At 54.2% G+C, this 16,443-nt stretch carries 17 protein-coding genes; all 17 read right to left on the bottom strand.

Features of this window, described 5'->3' with window-relative positions:
• Positions 1 to 11: 11 nt before the first annotated feature.
• Entirely contained in the window at positions 12 to 653 is a 642-nt protein-coding gene (locus A2273_04060) for a hypothetical protein (GenBank protein ID OGF07650.1), read from the bottom strand.
• A gap of 60 nt (positions 654 to 713) precedes the next feature.
• Positions 714 to 2,756, bottom strand: coding sequence for a hypothetical protein (locus A2273_04055; GenBank protein ID OGF07649.1), 2,043 nt, complete (start codon positions 2,754 to 2,756; stop codon positions 714 to 716).
• Positions 2,757 to 2,855: 99 nt separating this feature from the next.
• Positions 2,856 to 4,307, bottom strand: a complete 1,452-nt coding sequence (locus A2273_04050) for a hypothetical protein (protein OGF07648.1) — start codon at positions 4,305 to 4,307, stop codon at positions 2,856 to 2,858.
• Positions 4,308 to 4,533: 226 nt separating this feature from the next.
• Positions 4,534 to 4,998 (bottom strand): hypothetical protein, encoded by a 465-nt coding sequence (locus tag A2273_04045; GenBank protein OGF07647.1) that lies wholly within the window; start codon positions 4,996 to 4,998, stop codon positions 4,534 to 4,536.
• Between the two features lie 94 nt (positions 4,999 to 5,092).
• On the bottom strand, positions 5,093 to 5,929 hold the full coding sequence (locus A2273_04040) for a hypothetical protein (GenBank protein ID OGF07646.1): 837 nt from the start codon (positions 5,927 to 5,929) through the stop codon (positions 5,093 to 5,095).
• Between the two features lie 72 nt (positions 5,930 to 6,001).
• Positions 6,002 to 6,382 (bottom strand): GTP-binding protein, encoded by a 381-nt coding sequence (locus A2273_04035; protein OGF07645.1) that lies wholly within the window; start codon positions 6,380 to 6,382, stop codon positions 6,002 to 6,004.
• 47 nt (positions 6,383 to 6,429) lie between these two features.
• Entirely contained in the window at positions 6,430 to 7,515 is a 1,086-nt protein-coding gene (locus tag A2273_04030) for a hypothetical protein (GenBank protein ID OGF07644.1), read from the bottom strand.
• Positions 7,516 to 7,891: 376 nt separating this feature from the next.
• Positions 7,892 to 8,572 carry a hypothetical protein gene (locus A2273_04025; protein ID OGF07643.1) on the bottom strand — a complete coding sequence of 227 codons (681 nt, stop codon included), beginning with the start codon at positions 8,570 to 8,572 and terminating at the stop codon, positions 7,892 to 7,894.
• 382 nt (positions 8,573 to 8,954) lie between these two features.
• Positions 8,955 to 9,593 (bottom strand): hypothetical protein, encoded by a 639-nt coding sequence (locus tag A2273_04020; protein OGF07642.1) that lies wholly within the window; start codon positions 9,591 to 9,593, stop codon positions 8,955 to 8,957.
• A gap of 98 nt (positions 9,594 to 9,691) precedes the next feature.
• On the bottom strand, positions 9,692 to 10,369 hold the full coding sequence (locus tag A2273_04015) for a 7-cyano-7-deazaguanine synthase QueC (GenBank protein OGF07641.1): 678 nt from the start codon (positions 10,367 to 10,369) through the stop codon (positions 9,692 to 9,694).
• Entirely contained in the window at positions 10,356 to 10,727 is a 372-nt protein-coding gene (locus A2273_04010) for a 6-carboxytetrahydropterin synthase QueD (GenBank protein ID OGF07640.1), read from the bottom strand. Before A2273_04010 ends, A2273_04015 begins: the two co-directional genes overlap by 14 nt.
• 307 nt (positions 10,728 to 11,034) lie before the next feature.
• The gene (locus A2273_04005; protein OGF07639.1) at positions 11,035 to 11,436 is read right to left on the bottom strand and encodes an NADPH-dependent 7-cyano-7-deazaguanine reductase QueF; all 402 of its coding nucleotides are present in this window, start codon (positions 11,434 to 11,436) and stop codon (positions 11,035 to 11,037) included.
• Between the two features lie 37 nt (positions 11,437 to 11,473).
• Entirely contained in the window at positions 11,474 to 14,140 is a 2,667-nt protein-coding gene (locus A2273_04000) for a hypothetical protein (protein OGF07638.1), read from the bottom strand.
• Position 14,141: 1 nt separating this feature from the next.
• Complete coding sequence (locus A2273_03995; protein ID OGF07637.1) at positions 14,142 to 14,681, bottom strand: GNAT family N-acetyltransferase; 540 nt, start codon at positions 14,679 to 14,681, stop codon at positions 14,142 to 14,144.
• Positions 14,682 to 14,703: 22 nt separating this feature from the next.
• Positions 14,704 to 15,180, bottom strand: coding sequence for a hypothetical protein (locus A2273_03990; GenBank protein ID OGF07636.1), 477 nt, complete (start codon positions 15,178 to 15,180; stop codon positions 14,704 to 14,706).
• Between the two features lie 18 nt (positions 15,181 to 15,198).
• Positions 15,199 to 16,026, bottom strand: coding sequence for a hypothetical protein (locus tag A2273_03985; protein ID OGF07635.1), 828 nt, complete (start codon positions 16,024 to 16,026; stop codon positions 15,199 to 15,201).
• A 2-nt stretch (positions 16,027 to 16,028) separates the two neighbouring features.
• The gene (locus A2273_03980) at positions 16,029 to 16,397 is read right to left on the bottom strand and encodes a hypothetical protein (GenBank protein OGF07634.1); all 369 of its coding nucleotides are present in this window, start codon (positions 16,395 to 16,397) and stop codon (positions 16,029 to 16,031) included.
• Between the last annotated feature and the right edge of the window lie 46 nt (positions 16,398 to 16,443).

Genomic DNA, 16,443 nt, shown 5'->3' with positions numbered 1-16,443 from the left:
TATCTGCCAGCTTAGTTAACATCCCCCCAGTTAAAACTGACGCCGGTGGTAAAACCGTAACCGGAGACATCGTCCAGCGGTTTCCCGTAAAGATAGTTTGCCTCGAGTGGTATGGAAATTAGTTTTCCAAGCTTTATTTCAAAGCCTCCATTTACTCCAAAGCCTATCTCGGGATCTTCATTCCTCCCTGAAAATGGGCCTAATTTCCATTCTTCGGTTGTTGAATAAGCATTTACTTGAATATAGGGAAATATTCTTTCTCCAATATTACTTGAGTTTAACCTTAAACCAACCCCCACACCCCCAGCAACAATTTCCCCGCTAATCCCGGACACTTCTTTTTCGCTACCCCAGGCCCGGACATCCACCGCCAAATCAATGTTTTTATCGAACGAGTATCTGTAGTTTAGGAATTGGCCTGTTCCCTGGCTTAGGTCGAATCCCGGCAACTCAAAATCACCGCTGGTGGATTTGAAATATCCCAATAGCCCCAGGGAGATATGGTGCCTGCCAAGATTTTGGCTGAACTTTTTTTGATTCAGGGCCGCGGCCACCACCTCGTCGTCGCTCTGAAACTGGGCCTGGGCCGCTCCGCAGAGGCCAAACAAAAGAATCGTTGCAGCTATTTTATTCATATTGAACGCTTTAAACATTTAAACCTTTTCAACTTCTTAAACTTTTAAAACAGGACCTATATCCTCGCTGAATAATGGTCATCCCACCATGAACATGATGAACAGCGCCACCGCCGCCCCCACCACCATCCACAGCAGATACCACTGCGGGAAGCCGCTGTGGGTCCCGGCGAATACTTCCAGCACCTTGTGTCCGACGTAGACCAGCGGTCGATACAACCAATCGTCCACATCCAAAAGGTGCTTGAGCTTGAACGATTTGTGGATCTTGGGCAGTTTCCAATGGGGATAGACCCCCTCCTGGCTGTACTTGCCGAACCGGATGTTGAAATGCTGCTTGAATGTCTTGAAATAGCTGCCCGAATAATAGCGCACCGCCTCCGGGCTCTGCACCTCGCCGGAATACCACAGGTTGGATACCGTCTGCTTGGCGCCGCCCGATTTCCAGATCACCCAAGCGATCATCGTCAGGACGGCCAGAGCCAGCAGCACGAACAGCGGTTTGTAGAAGCCCACCAGCCCTTCGCCGAAGTTGAGGGCCAGGCCCCACTGGCTGGTGTTGATAAGCGAGGAGAACTGCGGCCAGTATGAGGGCGTCTGGAAACCGGACACCGCCCGGTAGATCACCCTGGCGATGGGCACCACCAGCAGCCCCTCCAGGAACATCACCGCCATCAGCAGATACTGGGCGCTTCTCATCGTCCCCGGGACGTCCGACCCTACCTGGGCATTCTCCGGCAGGCGCTGGCCCAAAAAGCTCATCCCCAGGTATTTGACCATCATGGACAGCGTTATCAGGCTGGTGAACAGGGCCACCAGGCCGCATACCAAGATAAGCGGCACGGCAAAGCCGCTGTTCAGGGTGGCCTGGTAGATGAACCACTTGGAGGCGAAGCCGTTCAGCGGCGGTATGCCGGCCACGGCCAGGCCGGCCACCAGGGCGGCCGCCGCGGTATGCGGCATGTATTTGCCCAGGCCGCCCAGCCGGTCCAGGTCGCGATGCCCGGTCTTATACTGCAATGAGCCGGCCGACAAAAAGAGCATGGTCTTTATGGAGGCATGGTTGATGATGTGATATATCCCAGCCATCAGTGCGATGGTGGCCATGGCCGGGCTGATGGGCAGCAGGGCCAGGCCGGCACCGACCGCCAGCAGGATATAGCCAACCTGCCCGATGGAGGAAAAGGCCAACAGCCGCTTGGCGTCCTTCTGGAACAGGGCGGTCAGGGTGCCAATGAACAGCGACACCGTGCCGAAGCAGACCATGATGATGCCCCAAGTGTAGGAGAAGTGCGAGACCGGCAGCATCCCCAGAAAGATGCGGAGTATCCCGTAGATGCCCATCTTGATCATCACCCCGGACAAAATGGCCGATATCGGGGAGGGCGCCGCCGGGTGGGCGTCGGGCAGCCAGTCGCCGAAGGGGAAGATGCCGGCCTTGGTGGCGAAGCCGACGAAGAACAGCAGCAGCAGGGTATGCAGCAGGACCGGGTTGTCGCTCATCAGCAGGCCCATCACCGGGCCCAGGGCGTTGAAGTCGAAGGACTGGCTGTAGTGGTAGAGGGTGTTGGCGGCGATGATGATCCCGGCGGTTCCGATATGGGTCATCAGAAAGTACTTGAACCCGGCGTTGACGTTGGTCTTGTTGCCCCATTCGTAGACCACCAGGGCATATGAGGTCAGGGTCATGAATTCCCAAAAGACGATGAAGAAGAACAGGTCGCGCACCACCACCACCCCGTACATGCCCAGCAGGAACAGCAGCAGCAGCGGATAGTAGCGGGCCAGCGATTCCTTGTAATGCTTCATGTATTCTATGGAGTACAGCCCGGCGGCCCAGGAGACCACGGTGATCACCAGCAGGAAGATGGCCGACAGCACGTCCACCTTCAGCAGGAACGAAGCCCCCAGGCCGGCCACCTGGAACACCGGCTTGTCTAAGTTGAAGGTCCCGCTGGCCAGCACCTGCAGGGCCGTGTAGAGAAAACCCAGCGAGGCCACGGTCTGGAAGAATAACGATATCCAGCCGATGGTCCGCCGGGAATACGGCATCAGCAGGGTTACGGCAGCGCCCAGGAACAGCGTCGCCATGGAGAACAGAATGACGGTTTGAAGATTCATAACTTACGTTCTTTTATCGCTTCAATATATTGCTTTTTTGAATTCCTTTATCCTTTTGATCCTTTCCCCTCTCCCATTGGGGGAGGGTTAGGGAGGGGTCTACCTTATCAGCTTGATAAGCGGCAGGCCCACCAGCGGGGCGATCACGGTCAGGATCATCAGCACGATCAGGATGACCTTGGAGTTCATGGGAATATTTATAGCCTCGTTCACCTTGACCGAAGGTTCTCCGAAGAACACCTTGTGGGCCACGAAGAAATACCAGGCGAAGGCGATGATGATCTCGGCCACGAAGGGGATGATCAGAAACACCGCCGTCTTGCCGCCGATCTCGATGACGCCCTCCATCAAAAAGAGCTTGGACCAGTAGCAGGACAGCGGGGCGATCCCGGTGACCCCCAGGGTCCCGATGATGAAGGCGATGGAGGTCAGGGGCATGGCCTTGGTCAGGCCGCCCAGCTCGTCCATGTTGCGGGTGCCGGTGGCGTAGGCGATGGCCCCCACGCAGATGAACAGCAGGGCCTTGGCCGGCGCGTGGCAGATGATGTGCAGGATGGCCCCCTGATAGCCGTAGTGCGAGCCCATCACCCCCAGGCCGAGGCCCAGGAAGATGTACCCCAGGTGGGCGATGGTGGAATAGGCCAGGAATTTCTTGATGTCGGTCTGGAAGAAGAACAGGAACAACGAGGCCAGCATGGTCATCACCGCGAACACCGCCACCAGCAGGCCCAGCCCGTAGGAGAAGCCCACGGTGGAGATGGTCACCCGAGCCATCAGATAGACCCCGGCCTTGACCATGGCCGCGGCGTGCAGGTAGCAGGAAACAGGGGTGGGGGCCGCCATGGCGTTGGGCAGCCAGGCGAAGAATACTATCTGGCTGGACTTGGCCCAGGCCGCTATCAGGAACAGGATGAAGATCACCGTCTTCATCTGGGGGGTCAGCAGATTGATGGCGTCGAAGCCGAAACTGCCGGTGTTGACGAACAGCACGATCAGGGCGATCAGGAAGAAGATCCCGCCGAAGAAGGTCTTGATCAGGGCCTCGAATCCGGCGTCCAGCGATTCCTTGTTGTGGTAATAGGAGATCAGGGCCCAGGAGCAGATGGTGGTCAGCTCCCAAAAGATGAACAGCTGAAGAAAATTGGCCGACACCGAGACCCCGACCATGGCCCCCAGGAACAGCAGGTGCCACAGGTAGAAGCGCCGCTTGCCGTCCTTGACCGGGTGGAACTTGTTCTCCGGCGACAGGTAGTCCCGGGAGTAGAAGGTGACCAGCAACCCGATGATGGTGGTCACCAGCAGCAGCACCATGGACAGCGGATCCATGAAAACTCCCATGATCCCGGGAACATCCGGCAGCCATGGCCAGTTGATCAGCGGCAGGGAGAATCTTTGGCCGTAGGCCAGCAGCACCACCAGCAGGGAAAGGATGGTCACCAGCGAGGCCACCACCGCGGCAAAGATATCCTGCTTCTTTTCCGGCAGCCACTGGGTTATCAACGCCCCTAGAAAGGGCAGTATCAGCATTACGATAAGTATGGAACCTAACATAATCTTCTATAATAGTATGGGTTTATATTTTTGATCGTCATTCTGAGTCCGACTCCCTGCCCAACAAGCCGAAGAATCTCTTTGTCACCCTGAGAAATCTGTCCGCCCGACAGGCCGAACGGGTGACGATAATTCATCCTTCAATTGTAAAACTTGATGCCGCCTTCAGGATGACCAAGAAATTCTTATTAACCTTAGTGCCTCTGTGTCTTGGCGTGAAAATATCCTAACGTCCCGCAATTATCCCCGCCAGATTATCTATGGTCTTTCTGACCTCGGTGCTCAATCCCTTGCCGAAATCGATATTCCTGGGCTGAACCCCCAGTATCTTGATGTCCAACTCCGGCAGTTTTTCCTTCAAATACTTGATGAACATCAGCAGCGACAGGTTGTGGGTGGAGACCGCTATCCGCTTGCCCAGCTGGTCCGATTCCAGTAAAGCCGCATCGCCCGGCATCCCGCCCAGAGCCACCGCATCGGCTATCACCAATCTGGCCGGGGCCGTTTGGACGATCTGATCCAGAAGGTCCTCCGGGGTCTCCCCTCCGTCCAGCAGATTGATCTCTGTCTTACCGGAAAGGTTCTTGACCAGCTCCGGGCCGAACCCGTCGTCGCCCCGCAGAACATTTCCCACCCCGACCATCAGCGAGTCGCTATTCAAAGAACCAAGATATTCAAACAGGTCCGGCATGGCTGCCTCGATAAATTATACCATGGTTATACGTTGAGATCACCATTGCATCTCTATCGTATCGCTATTGTATTGCCCATCGTGATCCCGATCGTTAAAATGCCTCCTCGGCCAGCCCCTTGATCTCGGTGTAGTCGAACACCGGCCCCTCGGTGCAGACATACTTGTTCCCGATGCAGCAGTGGCCGCACTTGCCCACCCCGCACTTCATGTAGCGCTCCAGGGTGGAGACGATCTGTTTCTCCGGCAGGCCCAGCTTTAAAAGTTCGATGATCACGAACTTGATCATGATGGGCGGCCCGCAGGTGTAGACCACGGTGTTGGGGATATCCAATTTCAATTTGGGGAACAGGGTGGTGACCACTCCCACGTTTCCGGTCCATTCCTTGTCGGCCACGTCCACCGTCTGGATCAGCTTCAGGTCGGTCTTCTTTTCCCAGTCGCTTAGCTGATATTTATAGACCCGGTCGGCCGGGGTCCGGGCTCCGTAGAGTATGGTAAAATCGCGATAATCCAAGCGGTGGTTGAATATATGATCTATCATGGAGCGCAGCGGCGGAAGGCCTATGCCGCCCCCGATCACCAGCACGTCCTTGCCCCTGGAGTCTATCTTGTCCAGAAAGCTGTTGCCCAGCGGCCCCTTGATGCCGATCTCGTCGCCCTTCTTCAATTCGGCCAGGGCATTGGTGACCCTGCCGCAGGCCCGCACCGTGAAGGTCATCACCCCCGGCTCGTGGGGTGAGGTGGTCAGCCCGAAGGGCGCCTCTCCGGCCCCGAACACCGAGGCCTCCACGAACTGCCCCGGCCGGGAGACGAACAGCCTGGCCTCGTCCTTCTTCTTTATTTTGACATCATAGGTGCGGGTGTCCGGCGTCTCCTGCTTGATGTCGGTGATCTCCGAAATGTACGGTAGGTAGATATTGGGATTCATAATACTCTTGCTTTATTTTTGCCCACGAAACACACGAAAAACCCGAAATTTTTCTGGTTAAGTGGAAATTGGTTATAACACGAATCTCTCGTTTTCAATCTTGGGGTAATGCCCGAAATTTATCAGCAAACCAAGTTTATAACCTGTGGCATTCAGGTAATTCAATATTTGCGCTCGGTGTTCATCAGCAATTTTATCCACAGCTTTGATTTCAACAACGATTTTATCGTAACAGATGAAATAAGGTTTATATTTTTGCTTCAGCACCTGGTTGCGATAACTTAATAAAAGTTCCTTTTGGACTACAAATGGGATTTTTTGTCGAGTAAATTCTATCTCCAAGCACTCTTGATAAACCGGTTCCAAAAATCCGTTCCCCATGGTTTTATATACCTCAAAACAAGCACCTACGATCTGATAACTTTCCTCTTTATATATTATTCCGGGTTTCATGATGCAAGATAAATTTTCGTGCAGTTTAGTGTGTTTCGTGGGGCGATCTATTCCGTTTTTCTCATCCAGCGGATCACCGTCGGCATATCCACCCCGCCGGGGCAGGCGATCACGCAGCGGCCGCAGCCCACGCATCCGATCACCGGGTTCTTCTCCAGGTAGTCCATGGACACCTTGTGGTAGAACCAGCGTTTTCTCCGGTCGGCCCGGGTGGCCCGGGGATTGTGGCCCGAAACCTCGCGGGTGAACCCGGCGAAATCGCAGGTGTCCCAGCTGCGATACCGCATCCCTTCGTTTTCTGACTCCACCCGGTCGTCCACGTCGAAGCAGGAGCACATGGGGCAGACGTAGATGCAGCCCCCGCAGCCGATGCAGTAATCGGCCACCTTCTGCCAGAACTCCGGCTTGAGATGCCCCTGGTCCATCCGGCGCATGGCCTTGGCAAAGAAGCTGATGGGCTGCTGGAAGGTCTTTTCGGCCTGGTTCTCCAGGTTGCGCCGGGCATGCTGGTCGCCGTCCTGGGCCGGGGTGAAATATTCCTTGAATTCCTTGATGAACTCCTCGCCCTTGGGGCTGCCCACCTCGGCAAAGTAGCGGTCGCCCAGGTCGGTAAGCTGAATGTCAAAGCCCTGGGCCAGGAACGGGCCGCTGTCGGTACAGACGCAGAAACACTTGGGCCCGGCCACATTGCAGCCGATGGTGATGAACACCGCCCGGTTCCGGCGGGCCTCATAAAGCGGATCCGGCAGGGGATCGCCCGATTTCCAGTCCGGGCCGGATTTGGCGCCCTGGCCGAAGAAGCTGTCGAAATAGTTGACCGCCGACATGTCGCAGGAGCGTATGCCCCAGATCACCGCCCGCGGCATGGCTTCCGGCTCGGACAATTCCAGTCCGGATTTGTTCTTTTTATAGCGGAACATCTCCTCGATCTGGGGAAACACGAACCGCTTGGCGCCCAGATAGCCGTTGACGTAATCCCCGGCCAGTTCCTTCTCGGAAGTCAGCCGGCCAAAAAAATCGTCTCCGTTCTCGCCGGCCATCGGCCCCCAGACCTCGTCGCCCTTCTTTATCAGGCGCGCCAGCAGCTCCGGCACCTTGGATCTGGCAAGTGAATAGTTCTTGTTTTGCGACATATGATATGATCCGGTTTATATTGTTTTTAGCATTGTGCTGAACGGGCTTAACAAAAAGAGGGCCAATGACAAAAGGGCCCTTTAATGTAAGGCCATAATTTGTGAATTATTTCACAAAGACGGCAAAAAGTCAAGCCCTTTTTAAGCGTTCCGTTAGGGGTGAAAATTCTTCTTAAATTATTTTGAGACCTTTTACGAAACCAACCACTGAAACACGGAACTAATGAAAATACCAAAGAAAGAGCCTTAAAAACGATCTTCTCCGGAATTATTATTCCAAAATTCAGTGTTTCCGTGCCTGCACGCTGTAGCGCGGAGTTTACGCCGACGAAAGAGGTGGCGCGCAAGCGTGGTAAAGAACATTTTTATAGAAGTCTCATCTTATCTGCCAGATCTTGTGCATCTGTCGGATTATGCTGACCTGGGTTAAAAACTGACCGGCCAGGCCCTGGTATCTGCGCACCGCCTGTATGTCCGGGGCGGACCTGCCTTCGGCCGGCTGGAGGATAAAAATGATCTTTTTGTCAATATCGGCTATCATCTTGGCGGCCCGCTCGACTTCGCCTGGAACCGTATTGTCGCAGACCACCATTTTGACAAAGGCCTTCTCTTTGGCGATAGTCAAAAATTCCCTCTGAACATCCCAAAGGTCTTCCCCGCAGGCCGAGGGCGGCTTGATGTCCATGGAGATCACCTCGATCCCGGAGATAAGGGGTGCTAATTCCCGGGGCAGAGTGCCGTTGGTCTCCAGATAGGTTATAAACTTTTTCTCTTTTAGAACGGGAATTATGGCGGAAAGGGATCCCGACTGCAGCAGCGGTTCCCCGCCGGTGAAGGAGACGAACTGACCCGGCTGGGTGACGGCGCTTATTTTAGCCAAGACCTCCGAGACATTCATCTCGGTGGCTTTGCCGTCGTCCTTGGCCTGCGGCGTATCACAGTAAGAACAATCCAGGTTGCAGCCGGCCAGGCGCACGAAGGTGGTGGGGTCGCCCAGATAGATGCCCTCGCCCTGCAGGGAATGGAATATTTCGGTTATTTTGGCGGTGGGTTTCATTGGATCTTAAAAATGATAACTACTGACCACAAGGATGCTTCAATAATCGTTGGCTATATGATCGGAATCCTGATCCGCCGGCTTGTCCGTCGTAGTGGAAAGGTAGGCGGATAGCCGGGGTGCGGGGTGTGGCAGCGCACCCCGCGAGGTCTTTTGGTTCTTTTCTCCCGATTGAGAAAAGAACGGCTAACGGTAATTTAATCCAGCTGCTCCAGTGCGACCAATCATTCTTAACCTATTTTGTGTGATTAAAGAATATCATTCCGGCACTACATTGCATTCGGCATAGGCTCCGGCAGAAAACCAGAAAGGCAAAGATCGGCTGGATTCCGGGTCAAGCCCGGAATGACAATTGAATTGACCAAACTTGCGAAGAATTCCATTACTGGTATATCTTGAAATCCGAATTTTGACTCACCACCCTTATCCTTCCCCGGTTGATCAGCGCATTCCAGCCGACCTGCACCCGGAATTCCGAAGGGAACAGGAATTCTTTGATCTGGATGAACCTCATCTCCATTTCGAGCTCTTTAACCGGCCACTTCAATTTGGGCATGGTGGCATTTATCTGTTTACAGGTCAGGTCCTGAGGATCGTACAGCAATTCACCGGCCACATCGCCTTTCTTGGGCTTTTTGGGGTTGAAGGCAACCTTCCCCGATGTTGGGTCCACCCGGAAATTGTAGGCCGGGTCGTTTAACTTTGGCAGTTTGACCTTTTCGCTGCGCCTTTTCATCCCCTCGCTCTTTTCTTCTTTTTTATTGGATGAATACAGCAGGGTATATTCCTGCAGGGAATCGCCCTTGAATTTATGCCAGGTCTTGGTAGTATCGGTCTTTTTGACGACTCCGTGCTTGTCCAGTTTATGAACGTAACTGATGGTGTTATAGCTGTAGACCAGTTCCTTCTGCTCCGCCTCCTGCCGATCCATATTCTGCTGAAGCTTGATCAGGATGGAATCCTGAGCAAGCGCAGATACTTGGAAAATGGTTATTATTAAAATAGTGAAGAAATAATGCATGTTACACTTTTTAAAAGGGTTCTCTTTTATTGTTTGATAAACCAATTGGCCGCCAGACGGCTCTAAAATAAATCTTTGCGTTCTTCGCGTCTCCGCGGTTAGTTTAGCGCCGGATCTTCGACCCCCGCCTCATCGAACCCCTTGTTCCTCAAAAGGCAGGAATCGCAGGTCCCGCAGGGCCTCTTGCCGCCCCGGTAGCAGGACCAGGTCAGCTCATACGGCACGCCTAGATTGATTCCCAATTTTATTATTTGGGATTTGGTCAGTTTAAGAAGCGGTGCAACTATCTTTATCGGTCTTCCCTGCCGTCCGGCCTTGGTGCCCAGTTTAAAGACCTTTGACATGGCCTCAATAAAATCCGGCCGGCAGTCGGGGTAGCCCGAATAATCCAGGGCGTTGGCCCCGATCATCACCGCTCCGGCCCCAGTAGCTTCAGCAAATGAAAGCCCGTAGCTGAGGAACAGGGTGTTGCGTCCCGGCACATAGGTGGAGGGGATCTTTAATCCGATATTCTTCACGCTTCCGGCCCTGGGCAGTGTGGTTTTTTTATCCAGCAGGCTGCTGCCCTGCCAGGGCAGTTTTATGGAAATGACCCGAAAGGGCACGCCGGTCTTTTTGCACAACGCCCTGGCCGATGCCACCTCGCGGCTGTGCCGCTGGCCGTAGTCGAATATCAGGGCCTGCGGATGATAGCCTTTCTTTATGGCCCAGAACAGGACGGTGGCCGAATCCAGCCCGCCGGACAGCAGGATCACGGCTTTTTTATTTAGGCCCATAGGTGGCCTTGCATCCTTCGCTTTCCCACACCACCACCTGGCTGACCTTGATCTTTTTGGCGCTGAATTTCAGCAGCATCTCCTCGTAGACCAGCTTGGCAATGTTCTCGGCGGTGGGGTTGATCCTGTCGAACGGCTTGATCTCGTTGAGATGTTTGTGGTCCATCCGGGCCAGGACCTTGTCCAGGGCCGCCCGCAGATCGGTGAAATCCACCACCATGCCGTTCTTGGTCAGCTCCAGCCCTTTAAGCTCCACCTCCACCTTGTAGTTGTGGCCGTGCAGGTTCTCGCACTTGCCCTGGTAGCCCCGCAAGCTGTGGGCCGCGGAAAAATGCTGGACGGCGGACACGTAATACATGCTGTCTCCTTATGGTTGATATGATTGCTATCTTCTAATTTATTGTCATCCCGAGGGCACAACGAAACAATGCCGGTTGAGGGATGGCCATGTCACCCATTCAGTTTGTCAACCAAGATTGCCTTCTCGGGGTGACAGTGGTCCGGTCATCGCGAGAGGACCGCATTGCCATGCAAACTAAACGATCCATGCTGTCATCCCGAGGACACAACGAAGCAACACCGGTTGAGGGATGACCAAGTCACCCATTCGGCTTGCCAACCAATATTGACTTCTCAGGGTGACGGTCAGTTCTCAGCCAAAATGATTACTTCTCCTCGCAATTATAGCTGGCGCTTACGTTAATAGCAATACCCCCCCGGGCATTGAAGAACCCGGTCACCTTGCAGCGGCGGGGCTTGGCGATCTTGACGATATCATCCAATATTTTATTGACCGCCTCCTCGTGAAAGATGCCCTGGTTGCGGAAGGACCACAGGTAAAGTTTTAAGGATTTGGATTCGATGATCAGCCTGTCCGGCACGTAGTTGATGGTGATGGTCCCGAAATCCGGCTGCCCGGTGATGGGGCAGACCGCGGTGAACTCGGCCGATTCCAGCACCACCTGGTAGTCCCTTTTGGGATACTTGTTGGGAAAGGCCTCCAACTTGCCGCCGGGCCTGGTGACCTTTTTACCCAATAATGTCAGTCCATAGTTTTTCTTTGGCATGGCGAATCCTTGTTTTTTATGTTTTATTTTTAACTTTTCATTTATTTATTATCACTTCCCCGCTGCTCCCGTCCACCGTGATCTGGTCCCCGTCCTTTATCTCCGAGGTGGCCCGGTTCACACCCACCACCGCCGGAATGCCGTATTCCCGGGCCACGATGGCCCCGTGGCACAGCGCCCCGCCCACCTCCATCACCAGGGCTTTGGCCATAAGGAACAGCGGGGCCCAGCCCGGCTCGGTATAGGGCGCCACCAGGATCTCGCCCTTGTTGAAAAGGCGGGCCTGCGAAGGGTCCCGGATGATCCGGGCCCGGCCGGTGGCCCGGCCGGAAGAGGCCCCCACCCCGCGCAGGACATTTCCTTCCTGAGGCTTCTGGTTGGTGTTCCGCCACTGCCGACCGTCGCTGCGGAGGATGAACGGCGGATCGGAATCCACCTGGCTTTGCCAATCGTCCTTTCTTTTTTGAAGGAACTGCTTGATATTTCCGGTTTCGGGAAATCTCCCGCTCTCGATATCCATTATCTCCCCCACCGTCAGATAGAAGATGTCCTGCCGGTCATCCAGTAAACCTTTTTCACAATAGCGGCGGCCTATCTCCAACACTATCCGGCGGCTGCCGGGAAAGCACCGGATGCCGTAGAATTTCTCGTTCTCCCGCAGGGGCAGGCAGTCGTGGATGACATCCGCCATCTTCTGAAACAGCCAGCGCCGGACGGGTAATATTCTGTCCCCTGGATTTTTAGACAGGCGTTCTTTGGCGGTTTTTATCAGTTGCCGGCGCCTGGCCACCGACTGCTCGAATTGCTTTATCGGATCGATATCGCCCGGGCCGAATTGCAGATAGCTCTTTATCATCTGGTAAACATAACTGCGATCCTCGCCCCAGCTGGGATAGCCCATGTCCAGGTCCTTCATCCCCCGGTGGCCGTAGGCATCAAGAAATTTGTTGACCCTGGCAAGATAGTCCTGGCCCTCCGGATATTTTGCCAAGGCGGTTTCAAACTCTTCACACCGGGAAACATCCGATCGTTCGAATATTCCCCTGACGGTTTCCGGCATCCGCGAAAGCTTGAAAAGCTCCAGGGCCGCCTCGGTGGTCTTGTTCCCCTTGATGCCGAGCATCAGATCCTCGTATCTGAAGCCGGGCCACTCGCCGGTCAATCGCTTGATGACATCAAACGCCATGACCGCCTTGCTGGCGATGAACAGCAGGGGAAAGGCATACCGGGCGGTGACGAACCCGAACAGCCGGGCCTCCTCCAGCAGGTCCCGGCTGGATTTCCCCTCCAGGGGGGTGGCATCATACTGGTCGGCCAAAACCCAGTATTCGTCGCATTGCCGGTAGATCTGCTTCAGGCTCATGAACCAGGGAAATCCCAGATAGCACTTCAGGGCGGTGGCTGCGACGATCATCTTCTGCCAAGGGTTTATCGGCAGTGCCGCCGGCCGCAGATCCCCGTTATGGTAGGCCTTTTCGAAAAAGACCGTGGCCTCATGGTCTATCCGCCCCATGATGGGCCGCATGATCCTGCGAAATAACGGATGTCCGTAGAGCAGGTTCATGTTCCAATAGGTGCGCCCGTTCACCAGGTCGATGATGTGGCTGTAATGATAGATCGGTGATCCCGGGGCCACTCCCCAGATGGCCCGGTTGATGGCCGGGACCAGAAAATCGTTGAAGAACGACCAGCTGAGCGGCTTCAACGGATAGGGCATGTTCTCCCGGGTGTTCCAGTTGGACCAGTAGACCGGCGTGTTTTTCAGGATCTCCCGGGTGGCGGTATTTCCCCAGATGACCGGGAAGGGCGGTTGGTTGTTTTCTGCTGCCGTGATATTCCGCGATTGCAGGATATAAAATTTATCTTTATTAAAAGCCCATTCGATATCCTGGGGACAGCCGAACAGCTTTTCTATCTTCAGGGCAATGCCTGTCAATTCCTTTATCCTGCCGTCCGACAACAGTGGCTCGTTACCAGACAGGTCCTTTTCGATCTGGAAAGAACCCTTTATGATCTGGTATTGATCGGGTTTGGTCTTCCCCGACACCAGTTCTTCCCCCAGGCCGCGGACGGCATTGATAAGAATGGATCCCCGGTCGCCCGAGACGGGATGGGCGGTGAACGCCACGCCCGAGACATCCGCCGGCACCATCCGCTGGATGATCACCGCCATCGCGAGATCGTCCTGTCTGATGCCGTTCTTTTCCCGGTAGACAATGGCCCTCTCCGACCACAGGGAAGCCCAGACTTTTTTTATTGCCGGCAAGATATCGTCGGCTCCCCTGAGGTTGAGGAAGCTGTCATATTGTCCGGCAAAGGAGAGGCCGGGCAGGTCCTCGGCGGTGGCCGACGAGCGCACCGCGGCCAGATCGTTATCGGTGAAACCAGACCGGTATTTATTTTTGATCTTCCCGGCCATTTCATCGGGGATGGATACCTTGTCAAACAATTCGGATATGGCATGGGCAATGTCCCGGACCCTCTCCGCATGGCCCGGATCGATGTTCCTTAAAAGATCCCCCAGCTCTTTGCCTCTATGTCCCTGAACCAGGGCCTGCCAATAAGCCTCGGCGCTTAGGCAAAACCCGTCGGGAACGCTGAATCCCGAAGACATCAGCCGGGCCAGGTTGGCCGCCTTGTTGCCGACCGTTGGCAGATCTTTGGCCGTAATGTTCCTAATGTCTATTATCAATCCATCCACCAAACTAACTGTTCAGCTTCTCCCATTCCGACCGCAGGATGCCCATCATGATCACATCGTGGTATTTCCCCTCCCGGAATATCTCCTGCCGCAGCACCCCTTCCTGGCGGAAGCCGCATTTAACATAGCTTTTGATAGCCCGCTGGTTGAAGGAGAACACCTCCAGCTTGACCTTGTCCAGGTTCATCTCGTCGAAGATGAAGCGCAATAAAACCCTCATGGCATCGCTGCCGTACCCCTTGCCCCGGTATTGCTCGTCGCCGATGAATATGCCCACCATGGCGTAGCGGTTCTTCCAATCGACCTTGTTTGTCCCGCAGCCGCCGATGTATTTCGAGCCGTCCAAGGTCTCTATGGCAAACGAATACGCATCCTTGAACGCGCTCATGTCATTGAAGAACTTCTCCTCGTCCTCCAGTTTCAGGGGGAAGGGAATCCCTATCACCAGGTTCTTTTTCACTTCGGGATCGTTGATGTATTCCAGGGCCTGCGGGATATCCTCTTTTCGATAGGCCCTTAAACGGACCTTCTTTCCTTCGAACATGGGTCCTCCTTAATAAAAGATTTTATCTTTTATTTTTGATATTTAATTTTTTAACAAAATGCACGTCCCGGCCGACATCCTGGTAACCCATGGCCCGGTGGGCTCTGTAGCTGCCCCTATTTCCGACCCAGGTATCAGAACCCATATGCGAAAAACCACTGCGGACAGCCCATTCCTCGGCGGTTTTGACCAGCGCCCGGCCCACCCCCTGCTTGCGGTACTTGGGTTTTACATACCAGCCCTCGAGATAGCCGACATCCTGCCGGCCGACCCCGTCGGCGTAGTTGCGGACCGAGACCTCCAGAAAGCCGATGATTTCCCCGGAAAGGGATTCGGCCACCCAGGCCGGCTGGTCCTTCCCGTCGGCCAGGATCTGGGCCATCTCCTCCCGGTGTTTTTTGGGCGGACAATCGGGCCACAACGCCCGGCGCATGAATAGCCAGTCGTTAAGGTTGGTTTTCCTAGCCAGACGGATTATTATGTTTGGCTTGGTTCTCATTCTTGTCTTATATAAAAGTTATATTCCGTCCAAGAACGCTGTTATGGCCGCCCAATACCCGCTGTCTCCGCTGAGCGAGTTGTGGTCTGCCCCGGCAAATTCCTTTATCTTAACCTTCCCGCCCCATTTTTCTGCCAGCTGGTATGATTGCCGGGGCGGGATGGTCCTGTCCTCCGTGGCCACCAAGATCAGCCCCGATGCTTTGATCTCCGGAGCCCGCTTTATAGAATCGAACTTATATTTTAGTATCAATCCCACTGGCAAAAACGGATAATGCGCCTTTGCCACATCTTTAAGGCTGGTGTATGGAGATACCAAAACCACGGCATCGGCCTTTCTTTTGCTGGCCAGATAGGTGGCCACACCGGTGCCGATGCTCCGGCCCATGACCGCGATCTTGGGGTCTTTTATATCCTTCCGGTTGATAAAATGATCATATATCTCTAGCGCATCGCTATAAAGCGATCTTTCGCTCACCTTGCCCCCGCTCTGGCCGTATCCCCGGTAGTTTAAAAGAACCAGAGACCAGCCCTTGAACTCCGGGGCTTTTTCTATCAGATACGAAACCTCCTCGGCGTTGCCGCCGAAATAGAACAGTATTTTTGATCTGCCGTCAGTACTGTCTTTAACAAACCATCCTTTGAGAACCACCCCGTCTTTTGCCTTCAGGCTTATTTCTTCAACATTTTTGAAGTTCTTGCTTATGCCTTCGACCTCGGCCTGGCTGATCTTCTGGGGATAAAAGATCATTTTGTCCTGGTATAGGTAAAAAAGCACCAACCCCAAACACAGGAAAAAGACCAATACCAGAGCAATTCTCAAGATAGACGCCAGAACCGGGTTCATGGTCAGATCTCCTCTATCTTCCCCTGCCCATCCTTGGGAAGATAGGTATGCACCTTGGCAGCATAGCCATCCTTTAGCGGAATGGTCAGAAAGAAGAATAATTTGTCACCCATGTCAAAATACCCCTTGGTGTTCCTGCCCTCCTTCTGGGAGACCTTCAAAGGACATCCGGCATGGGGCTTTCCGGCGGCGGTGATGTCAAAACACCTCTTCCCGACGACCTCTCCGGACTCTCCGAATTCATCCCCGAAACGCTTGTTATGCCAGACGATCTGCATGTCCTTGTCAAGTATCATCACCGCCAGGTGGGGCGAGTTTACCAGAGAAGCCTCCAGCTCACCCAGCAATTCCTTGACCTTGTTATCATCCATGGGGCTCCTTTATCATGAAACAGTTCCAGACATCATAGGCTATCAT

The sequence above is a fragment of the Candidatus Edwardsbacteria bacterium RifOxyA12_full_54_48 genome (assembly GCA_001777915.1).
Lineage (GTDB): Bacteria > Edwardsbacteria > AC1 > AC1 > EtOH8 > UBA2226.
Note: the sequence above shows the minus strand (reverse complement) of the source record. Positions and strands in the feature narration are given on the sequence as shown.